Raw genomic sequence first — 16,440 nt, forward strand, 5'->3', positions numbered from 1 at the left:
CGCGCGGCCCTTCTATCAGAATCCCTCGAGAACGCCGGAATGAAAAAAACCTTCGCCGCCTTGAGCGGCCTGATTCTGTCTACAGTTTTGTTTTCCGCTGCATGGGGTGCGGCGGATGTAAAAAAGGAGCTCGTCGCGGATCCGATTCCGCCGCGTACCCAGGGAGCGGGGCCACACCCGCGCATCGTTCTGCGCAATGTCACAATCGTCAACGGAACGGGCGCTCCTGCTCAGGGCCCCTTCGACCTGGTGCTCTCCGGCGATCGCATCGCTGAGATCCGTTCCATCGGTGCGCCCGGTGCCATCGATCCGAAGCTGCGCGCCGCACCGGGCGATTACGAGCTGGATCTCACCGGGCACTACGTGCTGCCCGGATTCGTCGACACCCACGGTCATCTGCACAGCCTGAACGATGGACAGAACGTACCCTCCGACTACGTGCTGAAGCTGTGGCTGTCCAGTGGCATCACGCAGATCCGCGACCTCGGCAGCGACCGTCCGATCGAATGGCTCGTGGATATCAAGAAGCGCAGTGCGCGCAACGAGATCGTCGCACCGCGAATCGATGTGTATCCGTTCTTCCACAAAATCCTCGATCAACCCGTGAACGATGTGGAGACTGCGCGGCGTGCGATACGAGATGCCAAGCGTCGCGGCGCGGACGGGGTCAAGTTCATCTCGGCCGAAGAGGACGTGCTGTACGCAGCGCTCGATGAGGCCGAGAAGATCGGCCTGCCCACGACGATGCATCACGCCCAGCACATGGTTGCTTACGCCAATGTGTTGCAGACCTCCGCTCATGGACTGGACTCCATGGAGCATTGGTATGGTCTGCCCGAAGCCATGTTCCCTGACCGAGCCTTGCAGCGCTGGCCGGTCGACTATGTGAACACGGACGAGCAGATGCGCTTCGCCGAGTCGGGGCGCCTGTGGCAGCAGACCTCGCCGCCGGGCTCGAAGAAGTGGAACGAAGTGATGGACACGCTGCTCGAGCGCAATTTTGCGCTCAGCCCCACGTTCACCGCCTACCTCACCAGCCGCGACTTCATGCGGATGAGCCGCGCGAGCTGGCACGAGGAATATACGCTGCCGTCGCTGTGGGACTGGTATCGGCCGAGCCGAGTCAATCACGGCTCGTACTGGTTCGACTGGACCACCGAGAAAGAGATGGCGTGGAAAGAGAATTACCGCCTGTGGATGCAGTTCGTGAACGAGTACAAGAATCGCGGCGGACTGGTCACGGTGGGTAGCGACAGTGGCTACATCTACAATCTCTACGGCTTCGGCTATGCCCAGGAGATGGAGTTGCTGCGCGAGGCTGGCTTCGACGCGCTCGAAGTGATTCGCGCTGCCACGCAGTCGGGCGCCAAGGTATTGGGACGTGACAAGGAGCTCGGCGTGGTCCGCGTCGGGCGCAAGGCGGATCTGGTGATCGTCGACGGCAATCCAATCGCCAACCTCAAGCTGCTGTTCGGCACCGGAACGATCCGGCTGAACGATCAGACCGGCGCGGTCGAGCGGGTAGGCGGGATCAAATACACGGTCAAAGACGGCATCATCTACGATGCACGCGCATTGCGTGCAGAGATCCGCGACATGGTCTTGCGGCAGAAATCCGAGGGGAAGGTTCCGCCCGGCCCCATGAAGATCGAGACCGCCGACGCGTCACAACCCACTGCCGGAGGGCAATCTCATGAACATTGATCTCGTGCGCGCCATTGCAGCTTCGCTTGCGTTGGCCGTGGTGTCTGCTGCGCCGGTAACATCTGTTAGCGCCAGCGAACAATCTTCCACGGCCGTCGGTGTCGCCGACGCAAAATTGCAGGCGCTGTACAACGCCGAATGGGAGTGGCGTCAGGAACAGTTCGCGCGCGAGCCGGGCGATAGCGGCCGGCAGGCGACTGGCGATCATCTGCCGCGCGAAGACGCAGCGACCCAGCAGGAGCGCTTGAAGTACTGGACGAACGTCCTTGCGCAGCTGGAGGAGATCCCGCTCGCGGACCTCTCGTCCGAAGAGCGGATCAACGCGCAGGTGTTTCGCACCGTCATCGAGGAGTTCGTCGTCGACATCCGCTTCAAGAACTATGAAGCGCCGTTCAATGCCGACACGTTCTTCTGGACCGCGTTCACGCCTCGTGAGGGCTATGCCTCGGCGGACGAGTACCGGCGTTACCTGGGTCGTCTGAAGGATGTGCCGCGGTACTTCGATGAGCACATTGCGAACATGCGTGCGGGGTTGAAGCGAGGATTCACGGTGCCGAAGGTGTCGGCGACCGGACGCGACAAGACCATCGAGCCGTACGTGAAGGCGGACGAAACGAATCCGCTATATGCGCCCTTCAAGATGATGCCGGTGTCGATCCCAGCCGCCGAAAAGGCGCAGTTGCAGGCACAGGCTCGTGAAGTGATCTCCTCGCAGGTCGCCCCTGCATACGGCAAGCTGCTCAAGTTCGTCCGCGAGGACTACATTCCCAAAGCGCGCACCTCGGTCAGCGCATCCAAGCTGCCGAATGCATCGGCCTATTACCAGGCGATGATCGAGAAGTTCACCACGCTCAAGCTCACGCCCGAAGAGATCCATCAGATCGGGCAGAGCGAAGTCGCGCGCATCCAGGCGGAGATGATCGCTACGATGAAGGAAACGGGCTTCGAGGGCTCGTTGCCTGAGTTCATGGAGTTCCTGCGCACGGACCCGCAGTTCTATGCGAAGACGCCTGCGGAGTTGCTCGGCAGAGCGGCGTACATCGTGAAGAAGGCGGACATGAAGCTGAAGGATACGATCGGCTTCCTGCCGCGCTTCCGCCATGGCGTGCAGCCGGTGCCTGAAGCGCTCGCGCCGATTTACACCGGTGGACGCGGTGGTCTCGAGAGCTGCCTGTTCAATACATACAACCTGCCTGCACGGCCGCTCTACACGCTGCCGTCGCTGGCACTGCACGAGTGTACGCCCGGCCATAGTTTTCAAGGCGCACTCGCGCTGGAGGGACCGAAGCGTCCTGCCTTCCGCAATGCTGTGTATTTCTCCGGTTACGGCGAGGGCTGGGGGTTGTACACGGAATGGCTGGGCACCGTCATGGACATCTATGAAACGCCGTACGAGAACTTCGGCCGCCTCACCTATGAGATGTGGCGCGCAGTGCGCCTCGTGGTCGACACCGGCATTCATCACTACAGCTGGAACCGCGATCAGGCGCTCGACTACATGAAGCAGCACGTGGCGCTCTCCGAGCACGAGATCACCACGGAAGTGGATCGCTATATCGCCTGGCCAGGTCAGGCCGCGGCGTACAAGCTCGGTGAGTTGCAGATCCGACGCCACCGGCGCGAAGCAGAAGAGGCGCTCGGGTCGAAGTTCGACCAGCGCAAGTTCCATGATGCAATCCTCGCCATCGGCGCCGTGCCGTTGCCGGTGCTCGAAGAGCGCATGAAGCAGTTCATCGCCGATGGTGGCGAGAATGCGCCGCAGGGTGAGCCCTGCAATTGTTCTGGGTCATAGGCGACTGAATACGGGATGTGTAGAACGTGAGTGATCAAGTGAGATTGACGCTGGATGAAGTGCGCGAGCTGGCGCGCTCCGTGCTGCGTCGACACGGGCTGGCGGAACCGCACGTCGAGGTGGTCGCCGAGACGATCGTGGCCGGTCAGCGCGATGCCTGCGATTCGCATGGCGTCTATCGCTTGCTCGTCGCCGTGCGCAGCATTCAGCTCGGCAAGGTCGTTCCCGATGCTGTTCCCGAAGTCCACGACTTCGCGCCCGCCACCGTGCGGGTGGATGCACGAGGCGGCTTTGCACAGCTCGCCTTCGAGCGTGGCCGGCCGCTGCTCGTGCAGAAGGCACGTCGCAGCGGTATTGCTGCCCTTGCCATCAACAACTGCGTTCACTTCTCGGCCCTGTGGCCCGAAGTCGAGGCGTTGGCGAATGAGGGGCTGGTGGCTTTTGCGTTCACGCCCAGTCACGCATGGGTGGCGCCTGCAGGTGGCAAGGCGCCGCTGTTCGGGACCAATCCCATTGCGTTCGGTTGGCCCCGGCCTGGCACGTACCCGTTCGTGTTCGATTTCGCCACGAGCGCCGTTGCCCGCGGTGAGATTGAGTTGCACCGGCGCGCCGACAAGCCAATTCCGCTGGGATGGGCGGTCGGTCCCGACGGCGAGCCGACGACCGATGCCACCGCAGCGCTGGCCGGCGCCATGCTGACGTTCGGCGGGCACAAGGGCTCGGCATTGTCGTTGATGGTGGAGTTGATCGCCGGGCCCTTGATCGGCGATCTTACGAGTGCCGAATCGTTGGCTGCGGACGACGGCGCGAAGTGCTCTCCGCTGGGTGGCGAGCTGATCCTCGTCATCGATCCGGCCGGATTCCTGGGCGAGGCAGCTGCCGATCATCTGCGGCGAGCCGAGCAACTGTTCGATGGCGTCATTCGCCAGGGAGCGAGGTTGCCTTCGCAACGGCGCTACGAAGCGCGACCGCGCAGCCTGAAAGACGGGGTCAGTGTGCCCCGGAAGCTGTTCGAGGATATCCGGGCACTGCTCGACTGAGGTTTGCGTATCTATGAAGATGAGCCTGAAAGCGATCCTGGGTTTCGTGGCCACGGCGCTGTGTTCGACGTCGGCGTTGAGCGCGGACATCGACTATGCGGCTCAGCTCGCCGAAGGTAACGTCGAGCTGCGCGATTTCCGCTTCGGCTCCGGCGAGACGCTCGAACAGCTGCGAATGCATTACGCAACGCTGGGTAAGCCGCGGCGTGGTGCCGATGGCAAGGTGCTCAATGCCGTGATGGTACTGCACGGCACCGGCGGGAGCGGGCGGCAATTTCTGCAGCCGCAGTTCGCTCAGGAACTGTTCGGGCCCGGCCAGCCGCTCGACATCGCGCACTGGTTCGTGATTCTTCCCGACAACATCGGCCATGGCGGCTCGTCGAAGCCGAGCGATGGCATGCGCATGAGCTTCCCGAAGTACGACTACGACGATATGGTCGAAGCGCAGCGTCGCATGCTCGTCGAAGGGCTGAAGGTCGATCGCTTGCGCTTGCTGATGGGCACCTCGATGGGCTGCATGCACGGCTTCGTCTGGGGCGTGAAGCATCCCGATTTCGTGCAGGCGATGCTGCCGATGGCTTGCATGCCCATGCAGATCGCCGGTCACAACCGCATGTGGCGTCGAGCGGCGATCGAGGGGATCACGCAGGATCCGGCGTGGCAGGGTGGCAAGTATAAGAAGCAGCCCGTGCAGGGCCTGCGCACTGCAGTGAGTCTGCTGCAGGTTGCGGGCTTCGCGCCGTTGTATCTTCACAACCAGTACGACACGCGCGAGAAGGCGGATACATACATTCTGGAGCGGATCGCAAAGGACATCGGGACGCGCGACGCCAACGACGTCATCTATCAGATCGATTCATCGCGCAACTATGATCCGTCGCCCGATCTGGAGAAGATCGTTACGCCACTGACCTGGATCAACTCCAGCGACGATTTCATCAATCCTGCGGACTATGGCTTTGCCGAGCGTGCGGCTGCGCGCATGCCGAAAGGACGTTACGTGCTGATCAAAGCGAGCACGGATACTCGCGGCCACAGTACGCACACGTGGGCGAAGTTCTGGCGGCACGACCTCGTCGATCTGATTCGTCGTACGGAGTCGGGGACAGAGTGACTACGAGCTGAGGAGGTGGCGCGCGTTGCGCGCCGCTCCGTGTTAGCGATCCTGCTTGGCCGACACGTGGTTGAGCGCGATCACCCAGCGACCATCGCGCTTACGCATCAGGCGCGTGTTGATCCCATCGAGCGTGTTGCGCGGCCGTTCCAACCGATAGCGGCTGATCAGTTGCGCGGCATCGGGGGCGAGCATCTCGATCTTGATGTCGTAAAAGTGCAGCTTGCCGCGCGTGTCGGCTGACTCGCCGTAGTCACGGATGTAGTGATCGAGTGTGCCTTGCCAATCCTTCTGAAACTCTCCGCGAGAGACAAAGACAACGTCCGGGTTGGCGAATCCTTCCATGTAGCCGCGGAAGTCGCCGCGATTCCAGGCATCTTCCATGCGCGCGATGACTTGCAGGATCGCGGCCTTATCGTCGGCAGCGGCCTTGGCTTCATGCGCGGGCGACTCGGCTTGAGTGGGTATTGCGGCCAACATCAGCAATGCGAGTCCGATGCCCGCCAAGCGTGCCGCACGAGTCACCCGCGAGCGGGTAGTGAATGTCTGGGACATGGGTTTAGCACTCACCTGAGTCAGCCGAAAGGCGCATCGATGGAAGGCGAAGGCTGCGTGAACCACTGCGCGCCGTGCTCGGTCACGTGGAAGTGATCTTCCAGTCGTACACCGAAGCGGTCGGGCACGACGATCATGGGCTCGTTGGAGAAGCACATCCCCGGTGCCAGCGGTGTGCGCTCACCGCGCACTAGATAAGGCGCTTCGTGGACCGATAGCCCGATCCCGTGCCCCGTGCGATGGGGCAGGCCAGGCAGCTTGTAGTCCGGTCCGAGGCCCGCCCGCTCCAGCACCTTGCGTGCGGCGGCGTCGACGGATTCGCAGGGCGCGCCCGGAGACACTGCGTCGAATGCTGCCTGCTGCGCGGCGTGTTCGATCTCCCAGATCCGACGCTGTTCGTCATTCGCGTGGCCATAAATATACGTGCGCGTGATGTCGCTGTTGTATCCCTGAACCGTGCAGCCCGTGTCGATCAAGACAACATCACCTTCACGCAGGAAACATTCGCCAGGAAGCCCGTGCGGGAACGCGGTGGAGCGGCCAAATTGCACGATGCAGAAGCTGCTGCCGCTCGCGCCCAGCGCGCGGTGGGCTTCATCGATGAACCGTCGCACTTCCGTTGCTGTGATCCCTTCGCGCAGGATGAGTGCGGCGCGGCGCTGCACTTCCAGCGTCATCGCTTTTGCCTGCCTCATGAGTGCCAGCTCGGCGGACGATTTGATGCTGCGGCAGCCATCGACGATCGCGGATCCGTCGACGAGCTGGACTGAGCCCGCCACCTTGCGGATATGCTCGACCATCGTGAACGCCATCGCGGGGTCGACCGCAAGGCGCATCGCTCCGAGTTGGCGAAGCGCATCGGCGATCAGCAGCGAAGGATTTTCATCCTCTTCCCACAGACGCACCTCCGCGTCCACGGCAAGATCCGCGCGCAGTGTGCCCAGCTCGAACGTGGGGCAGACAACGATGGGATTGCCTTCGCGGGGGAGCAGCATGGCCACGAGCCGTTCGCTCGCGCCCCAGGGAACGCCAGCGAAATAACGCAGACTGCCACCAGCGCAGACGAGCAACGCATCGACCGCGTTTGCAGCCATCAGTTCGCGTGCACGGTCGAGGCGGGCGAGCCGCTCCTCGCGCGTGATGGGCGCTGCCGGTGTCGACCAGCGCGCCAGGTCGGCCAATTGAGCCGCAGCGTTCGAACCACCAATTCCGCGTGTCATGGATGTTTCTCCGTTCGTCAGCTGAAGCGCTCGATGTCGAAAGGTGCAAGGTCGAATTGAGGGTGATCGCCGCGTACCAGCGCGCCCATGGCTTCGCCGGTCGCTGCGGCCAGCGTCAGCCCCAAGTGTTGATGGCCGAACGCGTAGTACAGATTTGAGCTGCGACGACTGCGGCCGATGGCGGGCAGATAGTCCGGCAGCGTCGGCCGCGCACCCATCCACTCGGAGAGCGGATCGTGCAACGACAACCCGAGTTCGATGACGTGCTTGCGTAGTCGCCGCCATTTGCGAGGATCCGGCGAGCTGTCGGCGCGCGCGAACTCGACGAAGCTGGCGGCGCGTAGCCCGCTGGCAAATCGCGTCACGATCATCGAGCGTTCCTCGAACACTACGGGTGGGGAGCCGAGCGGCCAGTCGGTCAGGGCCGAGTGGATGTGATAGCCGCGCTCCGCGATGATCGGAACACGATAACCGAGCCCAGAAAGCAGCGGTGCAGAGGCCACACCAGCGGATACGACGACTGCATCGGCGCTATGTCGCTGTCCGGTCTCGGTAACCAGCACCGCCTCGTTCGAGCTTGTCTGTATCTGATGCACCTTCTCTCGCAAGAGCGTACCGCCGAGCGTGTTGAAGCGTGTCCTGACCGAGTTGGCGAGTTCGCCCAGATCGAGAATTTGCCCGGAGCCGCTGAAGCGGATGGCGCCTGCGGGCGGTCGAGCCATGCGTGCAGCAAGGCTGTCCATTTCTTGGGTTGTCACATCCCGGATGCTTGTACTGCCGATATCGGCGCGCTCCCACGCGGCACGTCCGGCAGCGGCTCCTTTCGGAGTTTCCCAAACGACGTAGTGTCCGTCTTCCAGCAAGAGCGAAGGAACATCGGCGAGAGTGACCAGCTTTCGCCACGCAGGCCAGGCCGCCGATAGCGCTGCGCCGAGGGCCACTTTACCGGCTCGATGCTGCGCGGGCCGGCTCGCCTGGACGAAGCGCAGAGCGAAGGGCAGCCAGGTGCCGATGTCGGCCGGGGGTAGGGACAGGGCGCCGCCGCGCCAGAACAGACGCTTGTGAAAAGTGCGCAGCGTGGCGGGGTTCGCCAGTGGTTCGACCTGTTCCACCGCGATGTGCCCGGCATTGCCCCAGGAGGCTGGGTGAGGGCGTTGCGGATCAATAAGAGTCGTCTGGACACCGGAATTCTGCAGATTCACGGCGCACGCCAGACCAACGATGCCTCCGCCGATTACGACTGCGGTTTTCGGAGTTGGCTTTTTTGCAGTTGTCATGAAGACCATATACAGTATACGGTATGCAGCTTCAACGGAGGAGTTCAGTGAGCTTGTCTAAACCGATGTGGCACGGCGTGTATCCGGCCGTGACGACCCAGTTTGCCGAAGATCTGTCGCTGGATCTGCCGGCTTGCCAGCGAGTGCAGACCGCCCTGGTCGACGATGGCGTGGATGGTCTGGTTTTGCTGGGAACGGTTGGTGAGAACAACTCGCTGCTTCCCGATGAAAAGCGCGCCGTGCTGCGCACGGCTGTCGAGGCCCTGCGAGGGCGCACAGTCCTGGTGACTGGCGTGTCCGAGCTGAGCACGGATCGCGCCGTCCAGTTCGCGCAGGATGCCGAGAAGATCGGCGTCGATGCGCTGATGGTGCTGCCGGCCATGGTCTATGTGCCCAAGCCCGAAGAACTGTACGCGCACTTCAAGGCGATCGCCGAGGCGACTTCGCTGCCCATCATGCTGTACAACAACCCGCCTGCCTATCGAGTGACGATCGATCTGGACACGCTCGAACGCCTGGCGCCGCTGAAGAACATCGTGGCGGTGAAGGAAAGCGCGCCCGATCCGCGCCGTTTCACCGACATCATCAACCGCCTTGGCGACCGCTACAAACTGCTGGCCGGTCTGGATGACGTTGCCCTGGAAGGATTGCTGCTCGGTGCGAGCGGCTGGATCTCCGGTTTGACGAGCGCCTTCCCGCGCGAATCAGTCGAGCTCGTGCGTGCGGTGGATCGCGGCGACTGGGAGCAGGCACGACGCATCTATCGCTGGTTCATGCCGCTGTTACATTTGGATGCCGAGCATGACCTCGTGCAGTCGATCAAGCTCGCCGAGCAGATCATGGGCCGCGGTTCCGAGCGCGTGCGCATGCCCCGACTGCCCTTGAGCGGGCAGCGACGTGCAGAGGTGACTGCGATGGTGGAGAAATGCGCCGCCACGCAGCCTACGCTGAAGGCCTGAAGCTGCAGCGTTATATATATGTAATGGATCCTGTCGAATGATGCGCCATACGTTCTTCTGCATCGACGGCCATACCGCGGGTAACCCCGTGCGACTGGTCGCGGGCGGAGCGCCTCTGCTGCGGGGGGCGACGATGGAACAGCGTCGACAGGATTTCATGGCGCGCTTCGACTGGATCCGGACGGGCCTGTGCTTCGAGCCGCGCGGACATGACATGATGTCCGGCGGCTTTCTGTATCCGCCCACGCGCGAGGATGCAGATTGCGGCGTGCTTTTCATCGAGACCAGCGGCTGTCTGCCGATGTGTGGTCACGGAACGATGGGCATCCTCACCTTCGGTCTGGAGAACGGCCTCATCACACCGCGCAAGCCAGGGCGGTTGCGCGTCGAGGTTCCTGCGGGCGTCATCGACATCGAGTACCAAACCGCATCCGATGGCGTTGGCTTCAAGGTGACGAGCGTCAAGATCCGCAACGTCCCCGCGTATCTGGCACAACGTAACATCGCCATCGACGTGCCCGGCTTCGGCCCGCTGTCGATCGACGTCGCGTATGGCGGCAATTATTACGCGATCATCGAGCCGCAAGGCGCTTACAAGGGACTCGATGATCTCGGTGCTGCGCGCATCGTCGAGTTGAGCCGCACCGTGCGCCAGCTGGTGCGTGCTGCATACGAGCCTGTGCATCCGCTCGAAGCAACGATTCGCGGCGTCAGTCATGTACTGTGGGCCGACAAGCCGAAAGGTGAGGGCGCGGATGGCCGCAACGCTGTGTTCTACGGCGAACGCGCGATCGATCGCAGCCCGTGTGGCACGGGCACGTCGGCGCGCCTTGCGCATCTGGTCGCGACAGGACGGCTCGGTGCGGGCGATCGCTTCGTACACGAAAGTTATATTGGCAGCCGCTTCATCGGACGTGTCGAGGAACTGACCTCGATTGCAGGTCAGCCGGCCATCATTCCGTCCATCGAAGGTTCGGCAATTTCCACCGGTTTCAACACGCTCTGGATCGACCGCCGCGATCCGTTCTGGGCCGGTTTCACCGTCGTTTGAAAGCGAAGCATTTGTCGATGACTGAAACGATCACTCTTACGCATCACATCGCCGGTCGCGAACGCGCCGGTGCCGTTGGCTTCGAGCAGCGCAATCCCGCCGCTCCGGACGATCTGCTGATTCGCGGGCCACAGGCCGACACCGCGCTCGCAGCCGAAGCTGTTACGTCGGCGCGCGGCGCCGTCGCTACACTTGAAGCTGCAGGTATCGAAGCGCGTGCAGATGCTCTGGCGCGCATTGGCCGAACGCTGGTCGCCAATGTCGATCGTTTGGCGCTGCTCATCGCGCGCGAGACCGGTAAGACACTGGGTGATTCCAGGGGTGAAACGATGCGCGCCGCGCGCATCTTTGACTTCTTCGCTGGTGAGACGCTGCGCAATGTCGGCGAGCGCTACGATTCCACGCGCCCGGGCGCCACGGTGGAAGTGGACTACGCGCCCGTGGGCGTCGTTGCGGCCATTACGCCTTGGAATTTCCCCATTGCCATTCCGGCCTGGAAGATCGCGCCTGCGCTGGCGTTCGGTAATGCGGTTGTCTGGAAGCCCTCCGAGATTTCATCGGCCACAGCCGCGGCGTTGATGGAAATCATCGCTGATAGCGGTCTGCCGGACGGCGCCGTCAATATGCTGCTGGGTGCCGGCCCGGCCGGCAAAGCCATGCTGGACGCGGACGACATCGATGCGATCAGCTTCACGGGCTCGCAGGCGACGGGTGATCTCATCCGCGCCGGTGCGGCGGCTCGCTCGCGTCGCGTTCAGCTCGAGATGGGTGGCGTCAACGGCTTGATCGTGATGGGTGATGCCGACCTGGACAATGCCGTGGAGTGCACCGTGAATGGCGCGTTCTTCGCTGCCGGCCAGCGCTGCACGGCCACGTCGAGAATCATCGTCGAGCATTCGATCGCGGATCGTTTCATCGACGCCGTGCGCGCACGCGTGAGCGCGCTGAAGGTGGGTGATCCGCGCGATCCGGCAGTACACATCGGACCGCTGGCTGCGCCTCGGCAGAAAGAACTCATCGCCCGCCAAGTGGCAGGTCTCGAAAACAATGGCATGAAGCCGCTGTTTGGCGGCGCTGCTCAGCCGCTGGATCACTGTTTTTACGCGCCTACCTTGTTCGATCACGTGCCTGTGGACAGCCAGCTCACGCACGAGGAGATCTTCGGGCCAGTGGCCGGCGTATATCGTGTCGGCGGATTCGAAGAGGCGTTGCAGGCGCTGAATGGAAACCGCTTTGGACTGTCCGCGGGGATTTGCACGCGCTCGCTGTTGTATACCGAACAGTTCAAGCGCCGCGCTCGCGCAGGCATGCTCATGGTGAATCTGCCCACGGCGGGCGTGGATTATCATGCGCCATTCGGCGGGACGGCGGCGTCGAGCTACGGGCCGCGCGAACAGGGCCGGGCGGCACGCACCTTCTATACTGCGATCAGGACCGTGTATCAGAAACCGCTATGATCGCCGCATGAGCAGCATAGTCATCCGCAACCTGTCCGATCAGCTCGTTGAGCTGGTCCGTGAGCGCATCCTCTCCGGCCTGGTCCCCGCGGACCAGCCGATCCGCCAGGACGCGCTCGCAGCCGAACTGGGTGTCAGCAAGATTCCTTTGCGCGAGGCACTCACACGGTTGGAGCAGGAAGGGCTGCTGCGTTCGCAGGCCAACCGCGGCTTCTTCGTACGCGCGTTGACCGCAACGGAAGCGGAGGAAGTATATGCCCTGCGTCTGAAGCTCGAGCCCGAGGCGGTTGCGCTCGCGGCGGAGCGCGCTAATGAGCAAGAGCGCAAGGTCGCTGTCGATTCACTCGCGAAGCTCGACGTGGTAACCGACCAGCACAGCGTGGATGTCGGCGCGTTCAATCGCGCATTCCATTTGGCAATCATCCATCCGTGCGGGCTCACGCTGACCGCGAATTTTCTCGAGCGCCTGCACGTACTGTCGCAGCGCTACGTCAAGAAACATCTGGAGCCGTTGGGGCGCGATGAGCGCGCCAACGAGGAACACCGTCGCTTGCTTGAAGCATGGTTGGCCCGGGACGGCCGCAAAGTGGCCGAGCTCACGGCAAAACACATCAGTCAGACCCTCGACGACCTGCGCAGACAATTAGCCGCCGAACGTTAGACGATGGCGGCGCAGCGGGTTTTTGAGGGATGCAGTCAGGGGAGGAGAAGAGTCTAGTGTCACGAAACATCCTTGGCCCGCGTAAGCCGATCGCGACCGGCCACGCCCTGGAGCGCGGCCACACGCTGCGCAAAACACTGAGTTGGCCTCACCTGATCGCGCTAGGCGTCGGTGCCATCGTCGGCACTGGTATCTACACGCTCACTGGTGTTGGCGCGGACCGAGCAGGGCCCGCCGTCATTCTCGCGTTCGCGATAGCCGGCGCAGTCTGTGCTTGTGCCGCGCTGGCGTACGCCGAGTTGGCAACGCTCATTCCCACTGCCGGCAGCGCGTACACCTATACATATTCAGTCATTGGTGAAGCCGCCGCGTGGATCGTGGGCTGGAGCCTGATTCTCGAATATTCGCTCGCGTGCAGTACCGTGGCGGTGGGATGGTCCGGTTATCTCGTCGGCTGGATTCAGTCGGCCGGCGTTGAATTGCCCGCAGCCTTGTTATCTGGGCCGCACGCCGGCGGCCTGATCAATCTGCCGGCGGTGATCGTGGCATTGGCCGTTGCGGGGCTGCTCATGGCGGGCACGCGCGAGAGCGCCACGCTCAACATCGTGCTCGTCGTCATCAAGCTCACCGCGCTGGCTGCGTTCGTGCTGCTGGCGCTGCCGTTCTTCAACGCGGACAACATGACTCCGTTCGCACCGTATGGACTGGGCAGCTCGGTCGATGAGAGCGGCGTCACGCGCGGTGTAATGGCTGCGGCTGCGATTGTCTTCTTCGCGTTCTACGGCTTCGATGCGGTGGCGACTTCAGCGGAAGAGGCGAAGAATCCCGGCCGCGATCTCAAGATCGGCATCATCGGCTCGATGGCCGTGTGCACGCTCATCTACATGCTGGTCGCCGTCTCTGCCGTCGGCGCGGTCGATCACAGGCAGGTGGCCGGTTCCGATGAGCCGCTCGCGTTCGTGCTGCGTACATTGCAGCACCCGATGGCCGCGTGGGCGGTGGGTATGGCCGCGCTCATCGCGTTGCCTTCGGTGATCCTGGTCATGATGTATGGCCAAAGTCGTATCTTTTTCGTGATGGCACGCGATGGCCTGCTGCCGCGCAAGCTCAGTGCGGTCTCGCCGCGCACGGGTGCTCCAGTCCTCATCACTGCGATCACTGGCGTCTGCGTGGCGACGGTGGCCGGTTTCTTCCGGCTGGACGAAATCGCCGAGCTCGCCAATGCGGGCACATTGATCGCATTCATCGCGGTGGCCGCTTGCATGATGATCCTGAGAAAGCGTTCGCCGGAGCTGCCTCGCGTGTTCCGGTGCCCGCAGCCCTATGTCGTCGGCTCACTTGCGATCCTGGGCTGCGTGTATCTGCTCATCAGTCTTCCCAATCACACGCTGGTCCGCTTCGTGATGTGGAATGTGATCGGCGTGGCCTGTTATCTGATCTATGGCCGCGCGCGCAGTGTGATCACTGGCGAGAATAGACGGTTGGCCGCGGAAGAGAACTGACGGGCAAAACACCTGTGAGGGTGCTACTGGAATTCCATGATCGCCGGCGACTACGCTGCCGATTTGCGCCTACCCGTCTCGGCTCGCGGTCGGCTTTGACTTCGAAAGGCGCGTATGTATCAGCTGACGGCGCTGCATGCACAGGCGATGAAGTGAATTGGCCAGCTCATCGACGCTGCTTGGTTTCTGAAGAAGCTCCTCCAGCCCCGCCGAGCGGGCCGCCTGCTCCTGCTCCTGTTGCAGGAATCCGGAAGTGATCACCACTGGAAATCCGGGACGAATGCGGCGCAGCTCGGTTGCGAAATCGATGCCCGTCATGGTCGGGGTTGCCAGGTCGGTGACGGCCAAGTCATACCTGGAGTGCCGCTCACGGAACGACGCGAGGGCCCGGGTTGGATCGTTGAACGCGGACACACGGTAGCCGCGTGCCTCGAGCAATTCTTTCATCAACATCAGCATGGACTCATCGGGGTCCACATATAGAACATGCTCGCCTGAGCCGCGCGGCGCATCGGTTGCGGCAGATGTTATCGGGCTCTTGGCTGGAATGCGTTGCGTGGCCGGAAGGTAAATATGAAATGTCGTTCCCTCGTCGGGGCGGCTGCATACGGTGATGGCTCCCCGATGGCCCTTCACGATGCCGTACACGACGGACAGTCCGAGTCCCGTGCCCTTGTCGGGTTGCTTGGTGCTGAAAAATGGTTCGAAGATGCGGGCGAGCGTGCTCTCATCCATGCCGCAGCCGGTGTCGCTGACCGACAGCCGCACGTGTGGTCCCGCCGATAGCTCGGGCGCAAGGGCGCTGGCTTGCTGCTGAGTCAGTTCCATTGTTTCGAGCGCGAGCTTGATCTGCCCGAAATGGTTGCCAATGGCATGGGACGCATTGGTACATAGATTCATCACTATCTGGTTGATCTGGCCTACGTCCATTTCCACGGTGGGCGCGGGGATGTCGAACTCGGTGTGTAGCTCGATCAATGGCGGCAGTGCCGAACGAATCAGCTTCAATGCATCCTCCAGCACCGAGCGCAGCTGGCCGACGATGCGCCGGTTGCGCTCCTCCGGACGGCTGAATGTCATGATCTGTTGCACGAGATCGGTGCCACGACGGGCGGCCCGATCGATCGTTGCCAATCGATCCTGGACGGGGTGTTCGGCTGCCAGCTCGCGGGAGGCCAGTCCGCTATAGCCGTGCACGACGGCCAATATATTGTTGAAATCGTGCGCGATGCCGCCGGAGAGCGTGCCTAACGCGCGCAGCTTTTGGGTCTGATGCAGGCGGGCTTCGAATCGCGCCTGTTCTTCGGCAGCGAGCTTCTGCGTGGTGATATCGCGAGCGACACCGGCCACTCGATACACGCGATCCGCATCATCGCGAATGGGGAACGCATGCACATGAACCCAGCGCATCGATCCATCCGGGCGGATAACGCGATACTCTTCGTGAAAAGCGTCTATCACCGTTGCGGCAACTCGCGCGGCCATGCGTGGACGGTCGTCCTCGTGTATCGCTTCAAGCCATTGCAGTGGTGAGCGGTACAGGTCCTCGCACTTCCGGCCCCAGATCGTTTCATAGGCCGGGCTCATGTAGAGGATTTCGCTACACGTCACATCGGTCAGGAAGAACACTTCCTCGACGCTCGCCGCGAGTTGGCGAAAGCGAAACTCGCTTTCTTGGAGCGCCTGTTCCGCGCGTTTGCGCTCGTCGATGAGGACTGCTGAGGGTACCAGGTGAACGACAGCGCCAGTCTCGTCGCGGACCGGCCGCAGCGAGAAATCGATCCAAAGCAACTGGCCGTCTGCGGCGCGCAGTTGCACGTCGTATCTGCTCGCGATGCCGGCAGCTGCAAGCTGCAAGGCCTCGCGTAGTTGCTGTTGCACTTCGACGCAGTAAGACCAGCATTCCAGTTCGTCGAAGCGCCGGCCCAGCGCCGTGCACGAATCCAGACCGGTGGCTGACAGTACCGGCTCATTGGCTTCGAGCAGGATGCCGGTAGGCGAGAGGAGGCCGACAAACAGATCAGGGCCCAGTGCATCGAGTACGTGCCGCTGCCACGGTGTCGTGGTTCGGGGTGAAATCGTCATGCGGCCTCAATAGGGTGCTGGAC

General features: G+C 62.5%; 13 protein-coding genes. 9 read left to right on the forward strand and 4 right to left on the reverse strand.

Features of this window, described 5'->3' with window-relative positions; genetic code table 11:
* Positions 1-39: 39 nt before the first annotated feature.
* From D0550_RS13425 to D0550_RS13440, 4 genes are read left to right on the forward strand one after another with little or no spacing between them, the layout of a single operon-like run.
* Entirely contained in the window at positions 40-1,704 is a 1,665-nt protein-coding gene (locus tag D0550_RS13425; RefSeq protein ID WP_116809696.1) for an amidohydrolase family protein, read from the forward strand.
* Positions 1,694-3,496 (forward strand): DUF885 domain-containing protein, encoded by a 1,803-nt coding sequence (locus D0550_RS13430; RefSeq protein ID WP_116809697.1) that lies wholly within the window; start codon positions 1,694-1,696, stop codon positions 3,494-3,496. The genes D0550_RS13425 and D0550_RS13430 overlap by 11 nt, the downstream gene beginning before the upstream one ends.
* A gap of 44 nt (positions 3,497-3,540) precedes the next feature.
* Positions 3,541-4,536, forward strand: coding sequence for an Ldh family oxidoreductase (locus D0550_RS13435; protein WP_116809698.1), 996 nt, complete (start codon positions 3,541-3,543; stop codon positions 4,534-4,536).
* 13 nt (positions 4,537-4,549) lie between these two features.
* On the forward strand, positions 4,550-5,650 hold the full coding sequence (locus tag D0550_RS13440) for an alpha/beta fold hydrolase (RefSeq protein ID WP_116809699.1): 1,101 nt from the start codon (positions 4,550-4,552) through the stop codon (positions 5,648-5,650).
* Positions 5,651-5,692: 42 nt separating this feature from the next.
* On the opposite strand, the gene D0550_RS13445 is transcribed toward D0550_RS13440, so the two are convergent.
* The 3 genes from D0550_RS13445 to D0550_RS13455 are packed head-to-tail and all read right to left on the reverse strand — an operon-like array spanning position 5,693 to position 8,711.
* On the reverse strand, positions 5,693-6,205 hold the full coding sequence (locus D0550_RS13445; RefSeq protein WP_206606260.1) for a nuclear transport factor 2 family protein: 513 nt from the start codon (positions 6,203-6,205) through the stop codon (positions 5,693-5,695).
* 20 nt (positions 6,206-6,225) lie between these two features.
* Positions 6,226-7,425: a M24 family metallopeptidase gene (locus D0550_RS13450; protein WP_116809700.1), complete on the reverse strand. Its 1,200-nt coding sequence runs from the start codon at positions 7,423-7,425 to the stop codon at positions 6,226-6,228.
* 17 nt (positions 7,426-7,442) lie between these two features.
* Positions 7,443-8,711 carry an NAD(P)/FAD-dependent oxidoreductase gene (locus D0550_RS13455; protein WP_322109587.1) on the reverse strand — a complete coding sequence of 423 codons (1,269 nt, stop codon included), beginning with the start codon at positions 8,709-8,711 and terminating at the stop codon, positions 7,443-7,445.
* 56 nt (positions 8,712-8,767) lie between these two features.
* On the opposite strand from D0550_RS13455, the gene D0550_RS13460 reads away from it, so the two are divergent.
* Genes D0550_RS13460 through D0550_RS13480 form a run of 5 tightly spaced genes read left to right on the forward strand, consistent with a single transcriptional unit; the run spans position 8,768 to position 14,332 of the window.
* Complete coding sequence (locus tag D0550_RS13460) at positions 8,768-9,661, forward strand: dihydrodipicolinate synthase family protein (protein ID WP_174842495.1); 894 nt, start codon at positions 8,768-8,770, stop codon at positions 9,659-9,661.
* Between the two features lie 40 nt (positions 9,662-9,701).
* A complete protein-coding gene (locus D0550_RS13465) occupies positions 9,702-10,712 on the forward strand; it encodes a 4-hydroxyproline epimerase (RefSeq protein WP_116809702.1) in 1,011 nt (336 codons plus the stop codon).
* Between the two features lie 17 nt (positions 10,713-10,729).
* Positions 10,730-12,169: an aldehyde dehydrogenase family protein gene (locus D0550_RS13470; protein ID WP_116809703.1), complete on the forward strand. Its 1,440-nt coding sequence runs from the start codon at positions 10,730-10,732 to the stop codon at positions 12,167-12,169.
* A gap of 7 nt (positions 12,170-12,176) precedes the next feature.
* Positions 12,177-12,830: a GntR family transcriptional regulator gene (locus D0550_RS13475; RefSeq protein ID WP_116809704.1), complete on the forward strand. Its 654-nt coding sequence runs from the start codon at positions 12,177-12,179 to the stop codon at positions 12,828-12,830.
* Between the two features lie 56 nt (positions 12,831-12,886).
* Positions 12,887-14,332, forward strand: a complete 1,446-nt coding sequence (locus D0550_RS13480) for an amino acid permease (protein ID WP_241520796.1) — start codon at positions 12,887-12,889, stop codon at positions 14,330-14,332.
* A 69-nt stretch (positions 14,333-14,401) separates the two neighbouring features.
* On the opposite strand, the gene D0550_RS13485 is transcribed toward D0550_RS13480, so the two are convergent.
* Entirely contained in the window at positions 14,402-16,417 is a 2,016-nt protein-coding gene (locus tag D0550_RS13485) for a hybrid sensor histidine kinase/response regulator (protein ID WP_116809706.1), read from the reverse strand.
* Between the last annotated feature and the right edge of the window lie 23 nt (positions 16,418-16,440).

The organism is Steroidobacter cummioxidans (assembly GCF_003104955.1).

Bases quoted from the DNA above. Each gene is read 5' to 3' on its own strand.
- D0550_RS13485 (WP_116809706.1), bottom strand. From the start codon at position 16,417: ATGACGATTTCACCCCGAACCACGACACCGTGGCAGCGGCACGTACTC.
- D0550_RS13455 (WP_322109587.1), bottom strand. From the start codon at position 8,711: ATGGTCTTCATGACAACTGCAAAAAAGCCAACTCCGAAAACCGCAGTC.
- D0550_RS13440 (WP_116809699.1), top strand. From the start codon at position 4,550: ATGAAGATGAGCCTGAAAGCGATCCTGGGTTTCGTGGCCACGGCGCTG.
- D0550_RS13450 (WP_116809700.1), bottom strand. From the start codon at position 7,425: ATGACACGCGGAATTGGTGGTTCGAACGCTGCGGCTCAATTGGCCGAC.
- D0550_RS13460 (WP_174842495.1), top strand. From the start codon at position 8,768: ATGTGGCACGGCGTGTATCCGGCCGTGACGACCCAGTTTGCCGAAGAT.
- D0550_RS13425 (WP_116809696.1), top strand. From the start codon at position 40: ATGAAAAAAACCTTCGCCGCCTTGAGCGGCCTGATTCTGTCTACAGTT.
- D0550_RS13475 (WP_116809704.1), top strand. From the start codon at position 12,177: ATGAGCAGCATAGTCATCCGCAACCTGTCCGATCAGCTCGTTGAGCTG.
- D0550_RS13470 (WP_116809703.1), top strand. From the start codon at position 10,730: ATGACTGAAACGATCACTCTTACGCATCACATCGCCGGTCGCGAACGC.
- D0550_RS13430 (WP_116809697.1), top strand. From the start codon at position 1,694: ATGAACATTGATCTCGTGCGCGCCATTGCAGCTTCGCTTGCGTTGGCC.
- D0550_RS13445 (WP_206606260.1), bottom strand. From the start codon at position 6,205: ATGTCCCAGACATTCACTACCCGCTCGCGGGTGACTCGTGCGGCACGC.
- D0550_RS13465 (WP_116809702.1), top strand. From the start codon at position 9,702: ATGCGCCATACGTTCTTCTGCATCGACGGCCATACCGCGGGTAACCCC.